This is a genomic window from Xanthomonas sp. AM6, assembly GCF_025665335.1.
Taxonomy (GTDB): domain Bacteria; phylum Pseudomonadota; class Gammaproteobacteria; order Xanthomonadales; family Xanthomonadaceae; genus Xanthomonas_A.
Map to the genome: position 1 here is coordinate 636,337 of NZ_CP106869.1, position 17,028 is coordinate 653,364.

The following is a 17,028-nucleotide window of genomic DNA, read 5'->3' on the forward strand; positions in this document are numbered from 1 at the left end:
GCATCATGCGGCAGGCCGTTGCCGTGGGGCAACGGCGGGGATTCGGGATTGGGGATTGGGGATTGGGGATTGGCAGAGCGAAGCGCGCTTTCCCGCCGGTTCCAGGTTGGCGGCGCGGGCGAAGCGGGAGCGATGGGAGGGCGGGCCTGGCGTGCGGGCTGCGGCGGCTGCCGTTCTCCAGTCTCTGCGGCGCTGCTGCCGCATAGGCCGGTGGGCGCAGCGGCAGCCGGCCGGGCACGCCGCGTTCCAGGCGCGGTGCGTTGTCTTCGTCTTGGTTGCGCCAGCTGCGCGCCGAGCCAGTACGGAACCGTTCTCGGGGTTTGGCCTTCTCTCTGTTGTGCTCGGGCTCGCTTGCGGCAAGCGGATCGCGTGGCGCGATGGTGGCGATTGAGCTATCCGGCGCCGCTCCTGCGGATGTCGCATCCGCAGGAGCGGGAGGTGGATCAGGCGGACTTGGCCGCGGCCTTCTTGACCACTTTCTTGACCGCTTTCTTCGCGGTCTTCTTCGTTGCCTTCTTGGCCGCCTTCTTCGCGGCGGGCTTGGCCGGCGCGTCGGTCGCGGCCTTCTTGGCCGCGCTCTTCTTCGGCGCGGCTTCCTTCTTGGCTGCGGCCTTCTTCGCGCCAAAGCCGCGGCGCGCCGGCTTGCCGGTCTCTTCCAGCAGCTTCTGCACTTCTTCCAGGGTCAGCGTGGCCGGCTCGCGATCCTTGGGGATCTTGCCGTTGAGCTTGCCGTCGCTGATGTACGGGCCGAAGCGGCCGTTGAGCACCTGGATGTCGCTGCCGTCGAACTCCTTGATGATACGGTTGCGCGCGATCTCTTCCTTCTCTTCGATCAGGAACACCGCGCGCGCCAGGTCGATGGTGTACGGATCGTCTTCCTTCTTCAGCGAGGCGTAGACGCTGCCGCGCTTGGCGAACGGGCCGAAGCGGCCGATGCCGACGCTGACGTCCTCGCCCTTGTCCTCGCCCAGCGCGCGCGGCATCAGGAACAGCTCCAGCGCGTCTTCCAGGGTGATGGTGTGCATGCTCTGGCCCGGGCGCAGCGAGGCGAACTTGGGCTTGTCCTCGGCGTCCTCGGCGGTGCTGCCGATCGCCGCGTACGGCCCGAAGCGGCCCAGGCGCACGCTGACCGGCTTGCCGGTCTTGGGATCGGTGCCGAGCTCGCGCGCGCCGGTGGCCTCGGAGCGGTCCACCGATTCCTTCTTTTCCTCGACCAGTTCCTTGAACGGGCCCCAGAACTTCTCCATCAACGGCCGCCATTCCTCCTCGCCGCGCGACACCGCGTCCAGCTCGTCCTCGAGCTTGGCGGTGAAGTCGTAGTCGACGTAGCGGGTGAAGTGGCCGGACAGGAACTTGCTGACCGCGCGGCCCACGTCCGAGGGGCGGAAGCGGCGCGCGTCCAGTTCCACGTACTTGCGGAACAGCAGGGTCTGGATGATCGAGGCGTAGGTCGAGGGGCGGCCGATGCCGTACTCCTCGAGGGTCTTGACCAGCGAGGCTTCCGAGTAGCGCGGCGGCGGCTCGGTGAAATGCTGGTCGGCATGGATGCGGTCGAGCGGGATGCGGTCGCCGGGCTTCATCGGCGGCAGCTTGCGGCCCTCGTCCTCGTCCTCGGCGGCCTTCTGGTCCTTGCCTTCCTCGTACACGGCCAAAAAGCCCGGGTCGATCACCGTGGTGCCGCTGGCGCGGAAGCTGTGCTCGCTGCCGGCGGCCAGTTCCACGGTGACGGTGTTCATCGTCGCCGGCACCATCTGGCAGGCCACCGCGCGCTTCCAGATCAGCTCGTACAGGCGGCGGCCGTCGTCGTCCAGGTACCTGGCCATCTGCGCCGGGGTGCGCAGCGCGCTGGTCGGGCGGATCGCCTCGTGCGCTTCCTGCGCGTTCTTGGACTTGGTCTGGTACATGTTCGGCTTGTCCGGCAGCGCGCCGGTGCCGAAGTCGCGCGCGATCACGTCGCGGATCTCGGCCAGCGCGTCCTGCGACAGGTTCACCGAGTCGGTACGCATGTAGCTGATCAGGCCAACCGTGCCCTCGTCGCCGAGGGTCACGCCTTCGTACAGCTTCTGCGCCACGCGCATGGTGCGGCTGGTGGTGAAGCCGAGCTTGCGCGAGGCCTCCTGCTGCAGCGTGGAGGTGGTGAACGGCGGCGCCGGGCGGCGCTTGCGCTCCTTGCTGGCCACGTCGGTGACGTGCAGCGCGCCCTGCGCGGCCTTCTGCAGGCGCATCCGCGCGTCTTCGGCGGTCTCGCCGTCGGTGATGGTGAACTGCTCGAACTTCTGCCCGTCGAGCTTGACCAGCTTGGCCGCGAACGGCTGCGAAGGGTGCAGGCAGTCGGCGCCGATGCTCCAGTATTCGCGGGCGACGAAGGCTTCGATCTCCTCCTCGCGCTCGACGATCATGCGCAGCGCCGGCGACTGCACGCGGCCGGCGGACAGGCCGCGCTGCACCTTGCGCCACAGCACCGGCGACAGGTTGAAGCCGACCAGGTAGTCCAGCGCGCGCCGCGCCTGCTGCGCATCGACCAGGTCGCCGGCGATCTGCCGCGGGTTGGCCATCGCCTCCTTGATCGCGCGCGGGGTGATCTCGGTGAACACCACCCGGTGCAGCGGCTTGCCCTTGAGCAGCCCGCGTTCCTTCAGGATCTCGGCGATGTGCCAGCTGATCGCCTCGCCCTCGCGGTCCGGGTCGGTCGCCAGATAGATGTCGTCGGCGACCTTGGCGGCCTTGGCGATGGCCTCGACGTGCTTTTCGTTCTTCTCGATCAGCGCGTAGCGCATCGCGAAGCCGTCGTCCGGATCCACCGCGCCCTCTTTCGGGATCAGGTCGCGCACGTGCCCATACGAGGCCAGGACGTGGAAGTCCTTGCCGAGGTATTTGTTGATCGTCTTGGCCTTGGCGGGCGATTCGACGATGAGCAGGTGCTTGGACATGATGGGGTGGGCTTCGAATGGGCGGGGCGGGCGCCCTGGGGGCGGTAGGGTGGCGCAATTGCTCCGGTTAGTGAAGCGTTGCGGTGGTTCAGAGCGGCCGACGCCCGGGGCGGATACCCCGGGCGTTCAGCTGCGTCTCTTTTTATTAGTGGACATGTCTGGCGGCGGCTGTCAAGCGCCCGCGCCCCGCGGCGCCGGGAAATGTTCGGGCGCGCGGGGCTCTGCCGACTTCCGTTCTCCGGGTCTCCGGTTCCGAGTCCCGGCCGTCAGTGCCAGTTGCCGCTGGCGGCCACGCCGATCAGCAGCAGCACCACCAGCAGGACCACGAGCATCAGCACGCCGAACAGCGACAGGATCACCACGGTGACCGTGCCCAGCTTGCGCTGCTGCCATTCCGGATGGTCGGTGTAGGCCCACTTGTCCACCACCAGGGTGTCGCAGAGCATGTCGTGCAGGGCCTGCTTGCGCTCGGTGAAGGCCGCCATCAGGAAGCCGATGAAGATGGTCAGGCTGCTCAACAGGAAGCCGAAGTAGCGGCCGATGCCGCGGCCGACGCTGATCCGGCTGCCGTCGGTGCGCACCACCTTGATGCCGACCGCCATCTTGCCCAGCGTGGCCTGCTTGGTCGAGGCATGGAACAGGCCGAAGTACAGCGCCGACATCGCCAGCGGCACCAGGTACACCAGCACCAGCATGACGACGCCGCCGGCGGTGGCGAAATCGGGCGCGCTGCCGCCGCCGAGGCCGCTGAAGCCGAAGAAGCCCAGCATGATCGCGAACTGGATCACCTGCGCGACCATGCCGACCAGCATGCCGTCGATCAGGTAGGCGGCGGTGCGTTTCCAGAAGCCGGCCTGCACCACTTCGCCGCCGGCGACGAAATGCGGCTCCGTGGAGAGCGTGGCGGCGGGCGCGGCGTACGGCGAATGCGTCGCCGCGTCGGCGTCCGGCACGGTGGTCCACGCCGCCGGCAAGGCCTGCGCCGGCGCCACGGCCGACGCCTCGACGGGGGCGCTCGGCGGCAGCGCGGCCGGCGCCTGGGTCAGGCCCAGTTCGTCGACGAAATCGGCCAGCGGATGCCATTCGCTGAGGCCGTCGCGCCAGACCAGCGTGGTCAGGCCTACCTCGCCGCGCTGGAAGCGCTGCTGCAGGTCGTTGGCCGGCATCGGACCATGGCGCTGCTGTGCAGCGTCGGCGTAGTACCACTCACTCATTCCTGTTCCCCGGGTTGCGATCGAAAATCCGTTTCCGCTCAGCCGCCGCGGCAATGCACGGGCAGGTAGCGGTCGTCCAGCTCGGAACTGCAGTTCCAGGCCGCGGCCTGCGCATCGTAATCCAGCCACAGGGCCTTGCCATCCAGCTTGTCCTTCCCGGGCGCGTGCACGGTGGCTTCCAGGCCGCAATGGCCGTTGTCGAAACGGCCGATGCGCACCTGTTCGACGAAGTCGCTGGCGTAGTCCTGGGCGGCGTCGAAGCCGGGATCGCCGTTCACCGGGCAGCGCCCCTGCTGCGCGGCGAACGCGACGATCTCGCCCTTCAGCAGGTCCAGGCTGCCGATCGCCGTGCTGGCATGGGCGCGCAGGGTGTAGTCGCGGTACGCCGGCACGGCGATGGCGGCAAGGATGCCGAGCACCGCCACCAGCAGCAGGCCCAGCACCACGGCGACGATCGCGCCGATGCCGCAGCCGGACAGGCCGGCGCGTGGCGCGGCAACCTCCGCTGCGGGCGCGGCGGAAGGCGCCGGGGGCCGGGCAGGCGGCAGCGGGGGCGGCACGGCCGCCGCGGGCAGGCCCAGTTCCGCGGCGAGCGCGTGCAGCGGCTGCCAGTCCGGCATGCCCTCGCGCCACACCAGGGTAGTGCGGTCCAGCAGCCCGTCGCGCAGCCGTTCCAGCAGCTCCGCGGCGCTCAGCGGGCCGTGCCGCGCGCGCGACGCGTCGGCGTAATACCACGCGCTCAGGGTGGGGTCCTCGTGCATCCGTGCGGGGCCGGTCAGTGGCTCAGTGCACCGGCTCCGGCTCGTCGACGAACATCTGCGTTTCCATCCACGCGTAGGCCGCCTCGGCGCCGGGCTGGTTGAACAGCACCATCAGCACCACCCATTTCAGGTCGTCCAGGTCCAGTTCGTCCTGGTCCAGCGCCATCGCCCGGTCCAGCACCAGCTCGCGCTGGTCGCTGTCGAGGATGCCGTGCTGTTCCAGGAACAGCAGGAAGCCGCGGCATTCCACGTCGAGCTTGTCCAGCTCCGGGCCGTGGTAGATGCGGATCGGGCCGTCGATGCGCGGCTGCGCCACGGCCGGGCGCTGGTCGGCCAGCGCGTCGAGCCAGTCGAACGCCTTGCTGATTTCGGTGGGGCTGAAGCCAGCCTGGATCAGGCCATTCTGGAGGGAGTCGCGATCGCGGACCGGGTCCGCATCCTCGCTGAAATAGTGTTCGAACAGGTACAGCAGGACATCCAGAATGCTCTCTTTCATTGCCCCTCGGCCTGCGTCGCTAGACGCTGTGGAGGTGAAGAAACTAGGGTTTGCGGGTGTAACGACCTCGTTCGACCGCCACGTAGCCATCCAGTTCCATGGCCAGCAGCATGGAGGAGGCCGCCGCGGCCGTCAATCCGGTGCGCGCGATCAATGAATCCATACAGGTAGGGTCGTGGCCCAGCGCCCGCCACAAGCGCTGGTAGTCGGGGTTGGAGAAGGACGGCGTGACGCCGGGGTCGTCGGCGATCCTCTCAGTGGGGGCGGCCAGGCGTCCGCGCAAGGCGTCGGCCAGCTCGGCGGCCAGCGGCGCGACCCCGGCCAGGACTTCCTCGGCGCTTTCGACCAGGCCGGCACCGTCGCGGATCAGGCGGTGGCAGCCGCGCGCCAGCGGGTTGTGGATCGAGCCGGGCAGCGCGAACACCTCGCGCCCGGCCTCGGCGGCCAGGCGCGCGGTGATCAGCGCGCCGGAACGCGCGGCGGCCTCGATCACCAGCGTGGCCAGCGCCAGCCCGGCGATGATCCGGTTGCGCGCCGGGAAGTGGCTGGGCCGCGCCGGGGTGCCGGGCGGATGCTCGCTGACCACCGCGCCGCGCGCGGCGATGCGCTCGCGCAGGGCGGCGTGCTGGCGCGGATAGGCCAGGTCGGCGCCGGTACCGACCACCGCCACGGTGAGTCCGTCCTGGCACGACAGCGCGGCCGCATGCGCGGCGGCATCGACCCCCGCGGCCATGCCGCTGGTCACCGCGAGCCCGGCCGTGGCCAGCGCCAGCGCGAAGCGGGCGGCGTTGTCGCGGCCGCCGGCGCTGGGTGCGCGGCTGCCGACCACGGCCACCGCCGGATGCCACAGCGCGGCCGGGTCGCCTTCCAGGTACAGCGCCAGCGGCGGGTTGGGCGCGCGCAGCAGCAATGCCGGGTAGTCCGGGTCGTGGCAGCCGAGCAGGTGCCGACGCGGCTGCGCCAGCCAGGCCAGCGCCGCGTCCAGTGCGGCGCGGTCGGGACGGCGCAGCGCCGCGATCTGCGCCGCATCCAGCCCGGCGGCGTGCCAGGCGGTCGGGCCGGCTGCCAGCGCGGCGGCGGGGCTGCCGCACCGTTCGAGCAGGCGCCGGCGCGGGGCGCTGGCGCCGCCGGCCAGCGACAGCGCCAGCAACGCCGGATCGGCACCGGTGCAGGGGGCGGGGCTGGGCAGGGCGGACATGGACCGGTTCCGGTGGCGGCGACGGGTCCCCAGGCTAGGCCACAAACGCAGACGGCGCCCTCGGGCGCCGTCTGCTGCGGATGTAGGACTTGCCCGCGCGCGCGGGTCAGCGCGCGTCAGGGTGCTTGATGTCGTAGCCGATCCGGGTCGGCTTGACGCCCTTCATCACCAGCGCGTAGCTGACCTTGTCGAAGGTGCGGAACACCATCGCGTGCGCGGCGTATTCGTCCGGCAGCGCCACCGTGCCGCCGCCGCCGGTGAAGCCGTCGTCGGCGCGCGAGGTGTTCGGGTGCTGCACCCGGTCGTTGACCCGGGTGCCGTGGCGCCACAGCGAGACCACGGTGCCGTTGTCGATGCCTTCGCGGCTGCCGCCGGAGATGGCGATCACGTCGCGCGGGCCGGCGGCGCTGAACGCGTCGGCCACCGCCAGCACCCGCAGCCCGGCCGCCAGCGCCTGCGCCGAGGGCGGGTGGGGGATGAACTGCAGGTCGTAGGGCTGCGCCTGGACCGCGATCAGGCGGTCGCCGGCGCGCACTTCGCGGGCGCTGTCCTGCAGCAGCAGGGCGGTGGCCTGGCGGCCGTCGGCGGCGACGCGGGTGACGGTGCCGATGTTGACCTGGGCCAGTTCGTAGCCGAGGGTCTCGCGGCGCTTGTTGTCCGGCGCCACGAAGGTCTGCCACAGGTTGCCGGTGCCCGGGATGCTGCGGCCTTCGTTGTTCAGGTCGTCGCTGAGCCTGGGCAGCTCGTAGCGGACGGTCGGGCGCACCACCGCGTAGCGCTGCCCCACCTGCGGATCGCCGAGCCCGTTGGCGTAGACCGTCTGGCCGATGGTGGCGCGCAGGCGGTTGTCCTCGACGCCGACCACGTAGGGCAGGCCGTCGATGCTGTCGGCCACGCGCAGGTTCTTCAGGAACGGCTCGACGTCCGACAGCGGGATCGCGTCGATCGGCGCGTCCCGGCGCGGGCCGGGCACGACCGTGCCGCGGGCCACGCGGTCCAGGTAGGCCAGGCTGAGCACGTCGCCGGGGTAGATCAGGTGCGGGTTCTGCACCTGCGGGTTGGCCTGCCAGATTTCCGGCCACAGCCACGGCTTGCCGAGAAAGCGCCCGGCGATGTCCCACAGCGTGTCGCCCTTGCGCACCACGTAGGTGTCAGGGTGTTCGGCGGCCATGCTCGCGGAAGCGGCATAGGTCGCCACGGTGAGCATCGCCACGGCGACGACCGTACGGAGTCGATTGAACATGAGTGCGGAGCCTGATTCCCCAACAGGTCCGCGCACTATAGTCCAGAACCCCGGGCGCGGCGCAAGCGCCGGCGAGAACGCGGTAGAATTGTCCGGTCTTGCCGAATTGTCCGGCGCCCCCATTCTGGGTACCGCTATGGCCCTGCTTCCCATCCTCGAATTCCCCGACCCCCGCCTGCGCACCAAGGCGGTGCCGGTCGATCCTGCCGACGTGACCACGCCGGCGTTCCAGCGCCTGCTCGACGACATGTTCGAGACCATGTACGAGGCCCCCGGCATCGGCCTGGCCGCCAGCCAAGTGGACGTGCACCAGCGCTTCATGGTCATCGATGTCAGCGAGGAGAAGAACGCCCCGCAGGTGTTCGTCAACCCGCAGATCGTGCAGCGCGACGGCGAGCAGGTGTACCAGGAAGGCTGCCTGTCGGTGCCCGGCATCTATGCCGACGTGACCCGCGCCGACGCCATCGTCGTGCGCTACCTGGACCGCCAGGGCCAGCCGCAGGAACTGTCCGCCGACGGCCTGCTGGCGGTGTGCGTGCAGCACGAGATGGACCACCTGGACGGCAAGCTGTTCGTCGACTACCTGTCCCCGCTCAAGCGCGAGATGGTGCGCAAGAAGCTGGCCAAGGCGCGCAAGCACGTGGCGTGAAGGCCGGGATTCGGGATTCGGGATTGGGGATTCGCAAGCGCGAGCCGGATTCCCTTCCGGTCTCCGAGCCCGCCGTTGCCAATCCCCAATCCCCCGATCCCGAATCCCCGCCCAATGAAAATCGTCTTCGCCGGTACGCCGGACTTCGCCGTGCCGTCGTTGCGCGCGGCCGCGCAGCGCCATGAAGTGGTCGCGGTCTATACGCAGCCGGACCGTCCCGCCGGCCGCGGCCGCGGGCTGACCCCGTCGCCGGTGAAGCTGGAGGCGGTGGCGCGCGGCATTCCGGTGCTGCAGCCGGAGACGCTGCGCTCGCCCGAGGCGCTGCAGACCCTGCGCGCGCTGCAGCCGGACCTGATGGTGGTGGTGGCCTACGGCCTGATCCTGCCCAAGGCGGTGCTGGCGATCCCGACCCATGGCTGCTGGAACGTGCACGCCTCGCTGCTGCCGCGCTGGCGCGGCGCCGCGCCGATCCAGCGCGCGATCGAGGCCGGCGACAGCGAGACCGGGGTGTGCCTGATGCAGATGGAAGCGGGCCTGGACACCGGCCCGGTGCTGATGTCGCAGCGCACCCCGATCGGCGACAGCGAGACCGGCGGGCAGCTGCACGACCGGCTGGCCGCGCTCGGCGCGCAGGTGCTGGCCGACGGCCTGGGCCTGCTGCGCGCCGGCATCCGCCCGGTGCCGCAGCCGCAGCCGGAGGCCGGCGTCACCTATGCGCACAAGCTGGACAAGGCGCAGGCGCGGCTGGACTGGCAGCAGCCGGCGGCGCAGCTGGCGCTGCGGGTGCGCGCGTTCAATCCCTGGCCGGTCACCGAGGCGGTGCTGGCCGGCGAGCGCGTGCGCGTGCATGGCGCGATCGCCCTGGACCTGGCGCATGCGCAGCCGCCGGGCACGGTGCTGGCCGCGTCCAGGCAGGGCATCGACATCGCCTGCGGCCAGGGCGCGCTGCGCCTGCGCGTGCTGCAGCGCGAAGGCGGCAAGGCGATCACCGCCGCCGACTACCTCAACGCCCGGCGCGATCTGCCGGTCCTGGCCTGAACCGGCACGGCCGGCGCATGACCCAGGCCCCCGACGCGCCGCCAGCCGCCGCCCTGCCGCCCGGCGTCGCGCCGCGCGTCGCCGCCGCCCGGGTGCTGGCCGCGGTGATCGACCGCGGCCGGTCGCTGAAGGCCGAACTGGCCGCGGCGCTGCCGGCGTTGCCCGATCCGCGCGACCGCGCCCTGGTCGAGGCGATCTGCTTCGCCGTGCTGCGCCGGCGCCCGGCCTACGAGGCGGCGCTGCGGCTGTGGCTGCAGAAGCAGCTGCCGCAGCGCGACGCCGAGCTGCGCACGCTGTTGATGGCCGGTTTCGCCCAGCTCGACGTGCTCGGCCTGGCGCCGCATGCGGCGCTGTCGGCGACGGTGGAGGCGGCGCGCGCGCTGGAGCGGCCGCGCCAGGCCGGCATGGTCAACGCCTTGCTGCGCCGCGCGCTGCGCGACGGGCTGCCGGCCGTGGCCGCCGACGCCGGCTGGCCGCTGTGGCTGCGCGACGCGCTGCACGCCGACTGGCCGCAGCACGCCGAGGCGATCTTCGCCGGCAGCCAGCAGGCGGCGCCGCTGTGGCTGCGGGTGAACCGCCAACGCGGCACGCGCGACGCCTATCTGCAGCAGCTGGCCGAGGCCGGCATCGCCGCGCAGGCGGTGCCGGACCTGGCCGATGCGATCCGCCTGGACGCGTCGCTGGCGATGAGCGCCTTGCCCGGTTTCGCCGACGGCTGGGTGTCGGTGCAGGACGGCGCGGCGCAACAGGTCGCCGACGTGCTGGCGCCGGCAGCGGGCGCCCGCGTGCTGGACGCCTGCGCCGCGCCCGGCGGCAAGTCCGCGCACCTGCTCGAGCGCGACCCGAGCCTGCGCCTGACCGCGCTGGACGTGGACGCGCGGCGCCTGGCACGGGTGCGCGAGACCTTCGCCCGCACCGGCGCCGGCGCGCAGGCGCAGCTGCAGGTGGCCGACGCGGCGCAGCCCGAGGCCTGGTGGGATGGCGTGCCGTTCGACGCGGTGCTGCTCGACGCGCCGTGTTCGGCCACCGGCATCGTGCGCCGCCAGCCCGACGTGCTGCTGCACCGGCGACGCGAGGACGTGATCGCGCTGCAGGCCGTGCAGGCGCGGCTGCTGGACGCCGGCTGGCGGGTGCTGCGGCCGGGCGGGGTGCTGGTCTATGCGACCTGCTCGCTGCTCAAGGACGAGAACGAACGCCAGCTGCAGGCGTTCCTGGCGCGCACCGCAGATGCCGCGGCCGAGGATCCCGGCGCCGCCTGCGGCCATGCGTCCGGCGGCGGCCGCCAGCGCCTGCCCGGCGAGCAGGACCGCGACGGTTTCTTCTATGCGCGGCTGCGCAAGACGGCGTGAAGCGGCCCCGGTATCATCCCGTCCCATGCTGAAGACCCGCGCGTCCCGAGAATTCTGGTTGCTGGCCCTGCTCGCGCTGCTGGTGCTCGGCGCCGGGCTCGGCCTGCGCGATCCGCACCCGGCCGACGAGCCGCGTTTCGCGCTGGTCGCCAAGCAGATGGTGGACAGCGGCAACTGGCTGTTCCCGCACCGCGGCACCGAGCTGTACTCGGACAAGCCGCCGATGCTGATGTGGCTGCAGGCCTCGTTCTACACCCTGTTCGGCAACTGGCGGGTGGCGTTCCTGCTGCCGTCGCTGCTGGCCGCGCTGGGCACGCTGGCCTGCGTCTACGACCTGGGCCGGCGCCTGTGGACGCGCCGGGTCGGCATGTACGCGGCGTATGCGCTGCTGTTCGCGTTCCACTTCACCTACCAGGCGAAGAAGGCGCAGATCGATCCGCTGGTGGTGTTCTACATCACCCTGGCCAACTACGGCCTGCTGCGCCACGTGTTGCGCGGCCCCGACTGGCGGATGTGGACGCTGGGCTGGTTCGCCGCCGGCCTGGGCACGATCACCAAGGGCGTGGGCGCGCTGGCCTTGCTGATGCTGCTGCCGGCCGCAGTGGCGTCGCTGGCGCAGTGGCGCGGGGTCAAGGTCGGCGTGCGCAACCCGCGCTTCTGGCTGGGGCCGCTGGCGTTCCTGGGCGCGGTGTCGCTCTGGCTGGTGCCGATGGTGGCCACCGCGCTGTCGGCGCACGAGCCCGAATACCGCGCCTACCTCGACGACATCCTGTTCCGGCAGACCGCTGGGCGCTACGCCAGGTCCTGGGACCATCCGCACGGGCCGTTCTACTTCTTCGGGGTGATGCCGAGCATGTGGCTGCCGCTGCTGCTGGCCTTGCCGTGGGCGGTCCCGGCCTGGGCGCGGCGGCTGCGCCGGCGCGATCCGCGCTACCTGCTGCCGCTGGCCTGGTGGGCATTGATCGTGCTGTTCTTCTCGATTCCCACCGGCAAGCGCGACGTCTACATCCTGCCGGCGCTGCCGATGCTGTGCCTGGCGATGGCGCCGCTGATCCCCGGGCTGCTGCGCAGGACCGGGGTCAGGCGCCTGCTGCTGGCGTTCACCGTGGCGCTGACCGTGGCCGTGCTCGGCGTCGGCGCGGCGGTCCTGGCCGGGCACGGCTTCCGCGCGCGGATGATGGAGGAGCGCGGCGTCGACCTGGCGACCGTGCAGGCGCTGGGCTGGATCCTGCTGGCGATCGGGCTGTGGGGCGTGGCCAGCCTGGCGGTGTTCGCGCGGCGGCGTCCGCACCTGGCGATGGTGTCCACGCTGAGCATGCTGTGGGTGCTGGTCGGGCTGCTGGTGTATCCGTTGATCAACTTCTCCAGCTCCGCGCGCGGGGTGATGGAGGCGGCCGGCCGCCGCATCGGCCCGGACGCGGAACTGGGCCTGGTGGCGTGGAAGGAGCAGAACCTGTTGATGGCCGACCGCGCCGCGACCACGTTCGGCTTCGTGGTGCCGTGGGACCAGCAGCTGCGCCGCGGCGTGGCCTGGCAGGCGCAGGCGCCGCAGCGCCGCTGGCTGCTGGTGCAGGAGGCGGCGATGCTCGGCTGCATCGATCGCCGCGCCAGCACCCTGGCCGGCGTGTCCAACCGCCGCAACTGGTGGCTGGTGCCGGCCAGCGCCGTGCACGGCCAGTGCGTGGTCACCAGCGGCGACCGCGACCGCCTGCGCGAGCAGGACAAGGACCGTTTCGAGTGAGCCGCAGCCGCGCCCGCGCGCTGCGCAACGCTGCTGCCGCGCAGGCGGGAGGCCCGGCATGCCGATGCGCCTGATCCGGGTCATCAGCCGCGACAACGGCGGCGGCCTGAGCCGCGACCTGCAGGTGGTCGCCGAGACGCTGCGCAACAGCGGCCGCTACCGGGTGGAAGTGCTCGGCTTCGGCACGGTGCGCCTGGCCAACCACCTGCGCGAACTGCGCCTGGCCCTGCGCAGCCTGCTGCGCGGCCGCGCCGACCTGCAGATCTTCCTGGAGCGGGTCTATCCGCGCTGCCTGGGCGCCGGCCGGCGCAACGCGCTGGTGCCCAATCCGGAGTGGTTCCGCAGCAAGTGGCTGCGCTGGCTGCCGCGCTTCGAGCGGGTGCTGTGCAAGACCTGGCAGGCCGAACAGCGCTTCGCCACGCTGGGCCCGGCGACCGCGTTCATCGGGTTCTGCAGCGACGACTGCTACCGCCCGGAGGTGCCGCGCGAGCGCGCCTGCCTGCACGTGGCCGGGCGCAGTTCGGCCAAGGGCACCGCGGTGCTGCTGCAGACCTGGGCACGGCATCCGGAATGGCCGCGGCTGACCGTGGTGCAGAGCGCCAAGAAGTCGCGCCCGATCGAGGCCGAGAACATCGACTACCTGACCGGCTACCTGGAGCAGCGCGAGCTGCGCCGCCTGCAGAACGCGCACCGCTTCCACCTGTGCCCGTCCGAGGTCGAGGGCTTCGGCCACTACATCATGGAAGCGCTGAGCGTCGGCGCAGTGGTGATCACCACCGACGGCGCGCCGATGAACGAACTGGTCAGCGCCGAGCGCGGCATCCTGATCGCGCCGATCGGCGAGCGCGCGGACAACTTCGGCGTGCGCTACCAGATCGATGCGGCCGGCATCGAACGGGCCATGGCGCAGGCGCTGGCGCTGGCGCCGATGCAGTGCGATGCGCTGGGCACCGCGGCGCGCGGTTTCTTCGAATCGCGCCAGCGCGAGTTCGGCGAGTGCCTGCAGGCGGCGGTGGCCGATCTGCTCGGCGACGCGCCGCCGCCGGCCGCGCCTGCGCCGGCCGGCGGCGGCCGCGTGCAGGTCAGGTCGGGTTAGGGGTCGCGCTTGGATCATCGCGCCCCACCGCCTTTCCCTCCGTTCTCTCCCCCATGACCGAACACGCCCCGCCTCGCGCCGCGCCGCTGGTCGCGTCCCATCGCCACAGGTTGGTCGAACGGGCGGCGGCGCTGGGCATGCTGTGCCTGCCGGCGCTGGTGGTCAGCATGCCGGGCGGGCTGCTGCCGTTCGGCCTGCTGTTGCTGGCGACCAGCGTGCTGGCGCTGGGGCGCCTGCGCCGCGCGGCCGCCGGGCTGCAGCCCTCGCTGCGCTGGCTGGGCGTGCTGGCGCTGCTGGTGATCGGGCTGTCGGTGGCGTCGCTGCTGTACTTCGGCCAGCCGCTGAAGGACATCGACAACCGCACCCGGTTCCTGGTGCTGCCCTGGGCCGCGCTGTGGGTCTACGCGCTGCGTCCGCCGCGGCAGCTGCTGTGGTGGGGCGCGCTGCTGGGCATCTTCGCCACGCTGGCGCTGGCGATCGTGCAGGTGCTGCACGGCGCGCCGCGCGCCGAAGGCTGGACCAACGCGATCGTGTTCGCCGACGTGGTGCTGATGCTGATGGTGGTGGCGGTGTTCTGCCGGCCGCACGGGCGCTGGCCGTGGACGGTCGCGGCGATCGCCGCCGGCTGCGCGACCATCCTGCTCAGCGGCAGCCGCGGCGTGTGGCTGGGCATGCTGTTGCTGCTGGTGGCCACCGCGCTGTGCGTGCGTTGGCGCAGCGGCGGGGCGCGGCTGGTGATCCTGGGCGTGCTCACCGCGCTGGCGGCGACCCTGGTGCTGAGCGTGCCGGCGCTGACCCGGCAGACCCGCCTGGCCGAACTGCATCACGACGTGCTGCGCTACGAGCGCGGCGACAGCGATTCCTCAGCCGGCGCGCGCATCGAGCGCCTGCAGGTGGCGGCGGCGACCTTCGTCGAGCATCCGCTGGTCGGGGTCGGCGTGGGCCGCTTCGACAAGGCGATGCTGCGCCTGCCCGATTGCCGCCTCAAAACCTGGGTGGAGCGTTGCCACCTGGGCCACGCGCACAACGACCTGGCCGAATGGAGCGCGACCCAGGGCCTGCCCGGCACGCTGCTGATCGTGCTGGTCTACGGCGTGCCGTTGTGGCTGCTGGTGCGCCTGTACCGGTGCCGGCCGCGGCCCGAGTTCCATGGCCCGGCCGCGACCGGGATCCTGGTGGTGGCGGCGTACGTCCTGTGCGGCATGACCCAGTCGATGTTCGCGCACCAGGTCACCACCGGTTTCTACGTGTCCCTGGTCGGCGTGCTGATCGGCCTGGCGGCCTGCGATGCGCAGGCGCCGCGCGGCCGCGGCGGCGCCGCTGAAGGCGCCGCCGGAAGCCGGTAGACTGCCGGTCCCGCATCGCCGCCGGCGCGGCGCCGTCCGCGCCGCGACCGCCGCTTGCACCGCTCTTTCCGGATACCGAGCGCCATGGCCGACGCCGCCGCGACCACCCTGCCGCTCAGCCTGGTGGTGATGACCTACAACGAGGCCGCCAACATCGCGCGCTGCCTGGACAGCGTGCCATTCGCCGCCGACAAGCTGGTGGTGGACTGCGGCAGCAGCGACGACACCGTGGCGATCGCGCGCGCGCATGGCGCGCGCGTGGTCGAGCAGGCCTGGCTGGGTTTCGGCGCGCAGCGCAACTTCGCTTCCACCCAGGCCGCGCACGACTGGATCCTGGTGCTGGACGCGGACGAGTTCCTGTCCGACGCGCTGCGCGCCGAATGCCTGGCGCGGTTGCCGCAGCTGCTGGCCGAGGACCGGCTGGACGCGGTGTGGCTGCGCCGCAGCACCTGGTACATGGGCGCGCCGATGCGCTGGTACCGGCCGATGGTCGGCGAGCGCCTGGCGCGGCTGTACCACCGCGGCCGCGCGCGCTGGAGCGATGCGCGGGTGCACGAGTCGCTGCGCTTCGACGGCGCCAGCGCCGAGTTCGCGCCGCCGTTCAACCACCTGCACAACCCGACCCTGGTGCACAAGCAACTGAAGGTGCTGCGCTACGCCGAACTGAAGGCGCTCGGCTGGCGCGACAAGCGCAAGCCGGTGAGAATGTGGCAGAGCCCGTTCGTGTTCGTCGGCGCCTTCCTGAAGGACTACCTGCTGCGCTTGGCGGTGCTCGATGGCTGGCGCGGTTTCGTGGTGGCGCAGACCGCGGCCAGCTACGCGCTGTACAAGCGCATGCGCTACTACGAGATGCAGTACAACCCGGCCTCGGTGGAGCAGGCGCGGGCGCAACTGCAACGGCACGACCTGGAGCACTGATGAGCAAGCACTATCTGCTGTACGGATCGGAGCGTTACGCGCTGGCGATCCTGCGCCCGCTGCAGGCGGCGATCCGTGCGCGCGGCGACCAGGCGGCGTGGTTCTTCGACGGCCCCGGCGCCGCCGACCTGAACGCCGACGAGCGCCACCTGGCCACGGTCGAGGAGGTGCTGGCGTGGAATCCGTACGCGGTGATCACCTCCAGCAACGCGGTGCCGCATTTCTTCCCAGGGGTGAAGGTCGAGACCTTCCACGGCTTCGACGCCGGCAAGCCGCGGCACATCTACGTGCGCGGCTTCTTCGACCTGTATTGCACCACCGGCCCGCGCGACACCGCCGCGTTCGGCGCGCTGGCGCGCAAGCTGGGCCACTTCGCGGTGAAGGAAACCGGCTTTCCGAAGATCGACCCGTTCATGCGCGAGATCGGCGGCGAACTGGCGCCGGTGCGGCAGCCGCCGGTGATCCTGTACCACTCCACGTTCTCGCCGTCGTGGAGCGCGGCCGGCATCCTCCACGACGAGGTCGCGCGGCTGTCGCGCACGGGCGAGTGGCGCTGGATCGTGACCTTCCACCCGAAGATGGATCCGGAAGTGGTGGCGCGCTACCGCGCGCTGGAGAACGCGTACCTGCGCTTCGCCGACAACGACAACATCCTGGAGCTGTTCCCGCAGGTGGACATGATGTGCTCGGACACCTCTTCGGCGCTCAACGAGTTCCTGCTCACCTACAAGCCGGTGGTGACCTTCAAGAACCGGCGCCCGGGCCCGCAGCTGATCGACATCGACGACCCGGCGCAGTTCGAGCCGGCGATCCGCCGCGCGCTGGCGCGGCCGCCGGAACTGATGGCGGCGATCCGCGACTTCGCCGACGGCCTGCATCCCTACCGCGACGGCCAGTCGAGCGAGCGCGTGCTGCGCGCGATCGACGACTTCGTCGCCGAGGGCGCGCGCAATCCGAAGCCCAAGCCGTGGAATTTCTGGCGCAAGCTGAAGATCCGCCGGCGCATCGGCTACTGGGGCCGCGGCGCGCGCGGCTGACGCCCGTCGCTG

Annotated in this window: 14 protein-coding genes; 8 read left to right on the forward strand and 6 right to left on the reverse strand. The window is 71.6% G+C overall.

Annotated elements, in window-relative coordinates; genetic code table 11:
- Positions 1-443: 443 nt before the first annotated feature.
- The 6 genes from OCJ37_RS02750 to OCJ37_RS02775 form a co-directional block, all read right to left on the reverse strand.
- The gene (locus OCJ37_RS02750) at positions 444-2,930 is read right to left on the reverse strand and encodes a DNA topoisomerase I (protein WP_263112187.1); all 2,487 of its coding nucleotides are present in this window, start codon (positions 2,928-2,930) and stop codon (positions 444-446) included.
- Positions 2,931-3,196: 266 nt separating this feature from the next.
- A complete protein-coding gene (locus OCJ37_RS02755; RefSeq protein ID WP_263112188.1) occupies positions 3,197-4,144 on the reverse strand; it encodes an RDD family protein in 948 nt (315 codons plus the stop codon).
- 38 nt (positions 4,145-4,182) lie between these two features.
- Positions 4,183-4,887, reverse strand: a complete 705-nt coding sequence (locus OCJ37_RS02760) for a GYF domain-containing protein (protein WP_263113553.1) — start codon at positions 4,885-4,887, stop codon at positions 4,183-4,185.
- Between the two features lie 40 nt (positions 4,888-4,927).
- Positions 4,928-5,401 carry a DUF494 family protein gene (locus OCJ37_RS02765; protein WP_010340686.1) on the reverse strand — a complete coding sequence of 158 codons (474 nt, stop codon included), beginning with the start codon at positions 5,399-5,401 and terminating at the stop codon, positions 4,928-4,930.
- A gap of 43 nt (positions 5,402-5,444) precedes the next feature.
- A complete protein-coding gene (gene dprA / locus OCJ37_RS02770; protein WP_263112189.1) occupies positions 5,445-6,599 on the reverse strand; it encodes a DNA-processing protein DprA in 1,155 nt (384 codons plus the stop codon).
- A 106-nt stretch (positions 6,600-6,705) separates the two neighbouring features.
- Positions 6,706-7,842: a LysM peptidoglycan-binding domain-containing protein gene (locus OCJ37_RS02775; protein WP_263112190.1), complete on the reverse strand. Its 1,137-nt coding sequence runs from the start codon at positions 7,840-7,842 to the stop codon at positions 6,706-6,708.
- A 136-nt stretch (positions 7,843-7,978) separates the two neighbouring features.
- Between OCJ37_RS02775 and def the strand changes: the two genes are divergently transcribed.
- The 8 genes from def (at position 7,979) to OCJ37_RS02815 (ending at position 17,016) form a co-directional block, all read left to right on the forward strand.
- A complete protein-coding gene (gene def / locus OCJ37_RS02780) occupies positions 7,979-8,491 on the forward strand; it encodes a peptide deformylase (RefSeq protein ID WP_263112191.1) in 513 nt (170 codons plus the stop codon).
- Between the two features lie 114 nt (positions 8,492-8,605).
- Positions 8,606-9,529: a methionyl-tRNA formyltransferase gene (gene fmt / locus OCJ37_RS02785; protein ID WP_263112192.1), complete on the forward strand. Its 924-nt coding sequence runs from the start codon at positions 8,606-8,608 to the stop codon at positions 9,527-9,529.
- Positions 9,530-9,546: 17 nt separating this feature from the next.
- Positions 9,547-10,878, forward strand: coding sequence for a 16S rRNA (cytosine(967)-C(5))-methyltransferase RsmB (gene rsmB / locus OCJ37_RS02790; RefSeq protein ID WP_263112193.1), 1,332 nt, complete (start codon positions 9,547-9,549; stop codon positions 10,876-10,878).
- Positions 10,879-10,903: 25 nt separating this feature from the next.
- On the forward strand, positions 10,904-12,619 hold the full coding sequence (locus tag OCJ37_RS02795; RefSeq protein ID WP_263112194.1) for an ArnT family glycosyltransferase: 1,716 nt from the start codon (positions 10,904-10,906) through the stop codon (positions 12,617-12,619).
- 58 nt (positions 12,620-12,677) lie between these two features.
- Positions 12,678-13,715, forward strand: coding sequence for a glycosyltransferase (locus OCJ37_RS02800; RefSeq protein ID WP_263112195.1), 1,038 nt, complete (start codon positions 12,678-12,680; stop codon positions 13,713-13,715).
- A 53-nt stretch (positions 13,716-13,768) separates the two neighbouring features.
- Entirely contained in the window at positions 13,769-15,061 is a 1,293-nt protein-coding gene (locus OCJ37_RS02805; RefSeq protein WP_263112196.1) for an O-antigen ligase family protein, read from the forward strand.
- An 84-nt stretch (positions 15,062-15,145) separates the two neighbouring features.
- Entirely contained in the window at positions 15,146-15,979 is an 834-nt protein-coding gene (locus tag OCJ37_RS02810) for a glycosyltransferase family 2 protein (RefSeq protein ID WP_263112197.1), read from the forward strand.
- On the forward strand, positions 15,979-17,016 hold the full coding sequence (locus OCJ37_RS02815) for a CDP-glycerol glycerophosphotransferase family protein (protein WP_263112198.1): 1,038 nt from the start codon (positions 15,979-15,981) through the stop codon (positions 17,014-17,016). Before OCJ37_RS02810 ends, OCJ37_RS02815 begins: the two co-directional genes overlap by 1 nt.
- The last annotated feature ends 12 nt before the right edge of the window (positions 17,017-17,028 follow it).

Excerpts from the sequence above, each read along its gene's own strand:
- OCJ37_RS02805 (WP_263112196.1), top strand. The coding sequence starts at position 13,769 with ATGACCGAACACGCCCCGCCTCGCGCCGCGCCGCTGGTCGCGTCCCAT.
- fmt (WP_263112192.1), top strand. The coding sequence starts at position 8,606 with ATGAAAATCGTCTTCGCCGGTACGCCGGACTTCGCCGTGCCGTCGTTG.
- OCJ37_RS02800 (WP_263112195.1), top strand. The coding sequence starts at position 12,678 with ATGCCGATGCGCCTGATCCGGGTCATCAGCCGCGACAACGGCGGCGGC.
- OCJ37_RS02810 (WP_263112197.1), top strand. The coding sequence starts at position 15,146 with ATGGCCGACGCCGCCGCGACCACCCTGCCGCTCAGCCTGGTGGTGATG.
- rsmB (WP_263112193.1), top strand. The coding sequence starts at position 9,547 with ATGACCCAGGCCCCCGACGCGCCGCCAGCCGCCGCCCTGCCGCCCGGC.
- OCJ37_RS02755 (WP_263112188.1), bottom strand. The coding sequence starts at position 4,144 with ATGAGTGAGTGGTACTACGCCGACGCTGCACAGCAGCGCCATGGTCCG.
- OCJ37_RS02815 (WP_263112198.1), top strand. The coding sequence starts at position 15,979 with ATGAGCAAGCACTATCTGCTGTACGGATCGGAGCGTTACGCGCTGGCG.
- OCJ37_RS02795 (WP_263112194.1), top strand. The coding sequence starts at position 10,904 with ATGCTGAAGACCCGCGCGTCCCGAGAATTCTGGTTGCTGGCCCTGCTC.
- dprA (WP_263112189.1), bottom strand. The coding sequence starts at position 6,599 with ATGTCCGCCCTGCCCAGCCCCGCCCCCTGCACCGGTGCCGATCCGGCG.
- def (WP_263112191.1), top strand. The coding sequence starts at position 7,979 with ATGGCCCTGCTTCCCATCCTCGAATTCCCCGACCCCCGCCTGCGCACC.
- OCJ37_RS02775 (WP_263112190.1), bottom strand. The coding sequence starts at position 7,842 with ATGTTCAATCGACTCCGTACGGTCGTCGCCGTGGCGATGCTCACCGTG.
- OCJ37_RS02765 (WP_010340686.1), bottom strand. The coding sequence starts at position 5,401 with ATGAAAGAGAGCATTCTGGATGTCCTGCTGTACCTGTTCGAACACTAT.
- OCJ37_RS02750 (WP_263112187.1), bottom strand. The coding sequence starts at position 2,930 with ATGTCCAAGCACCTGCTCATCGTCGAATCGCCCGCCAAGGCCAAGACG.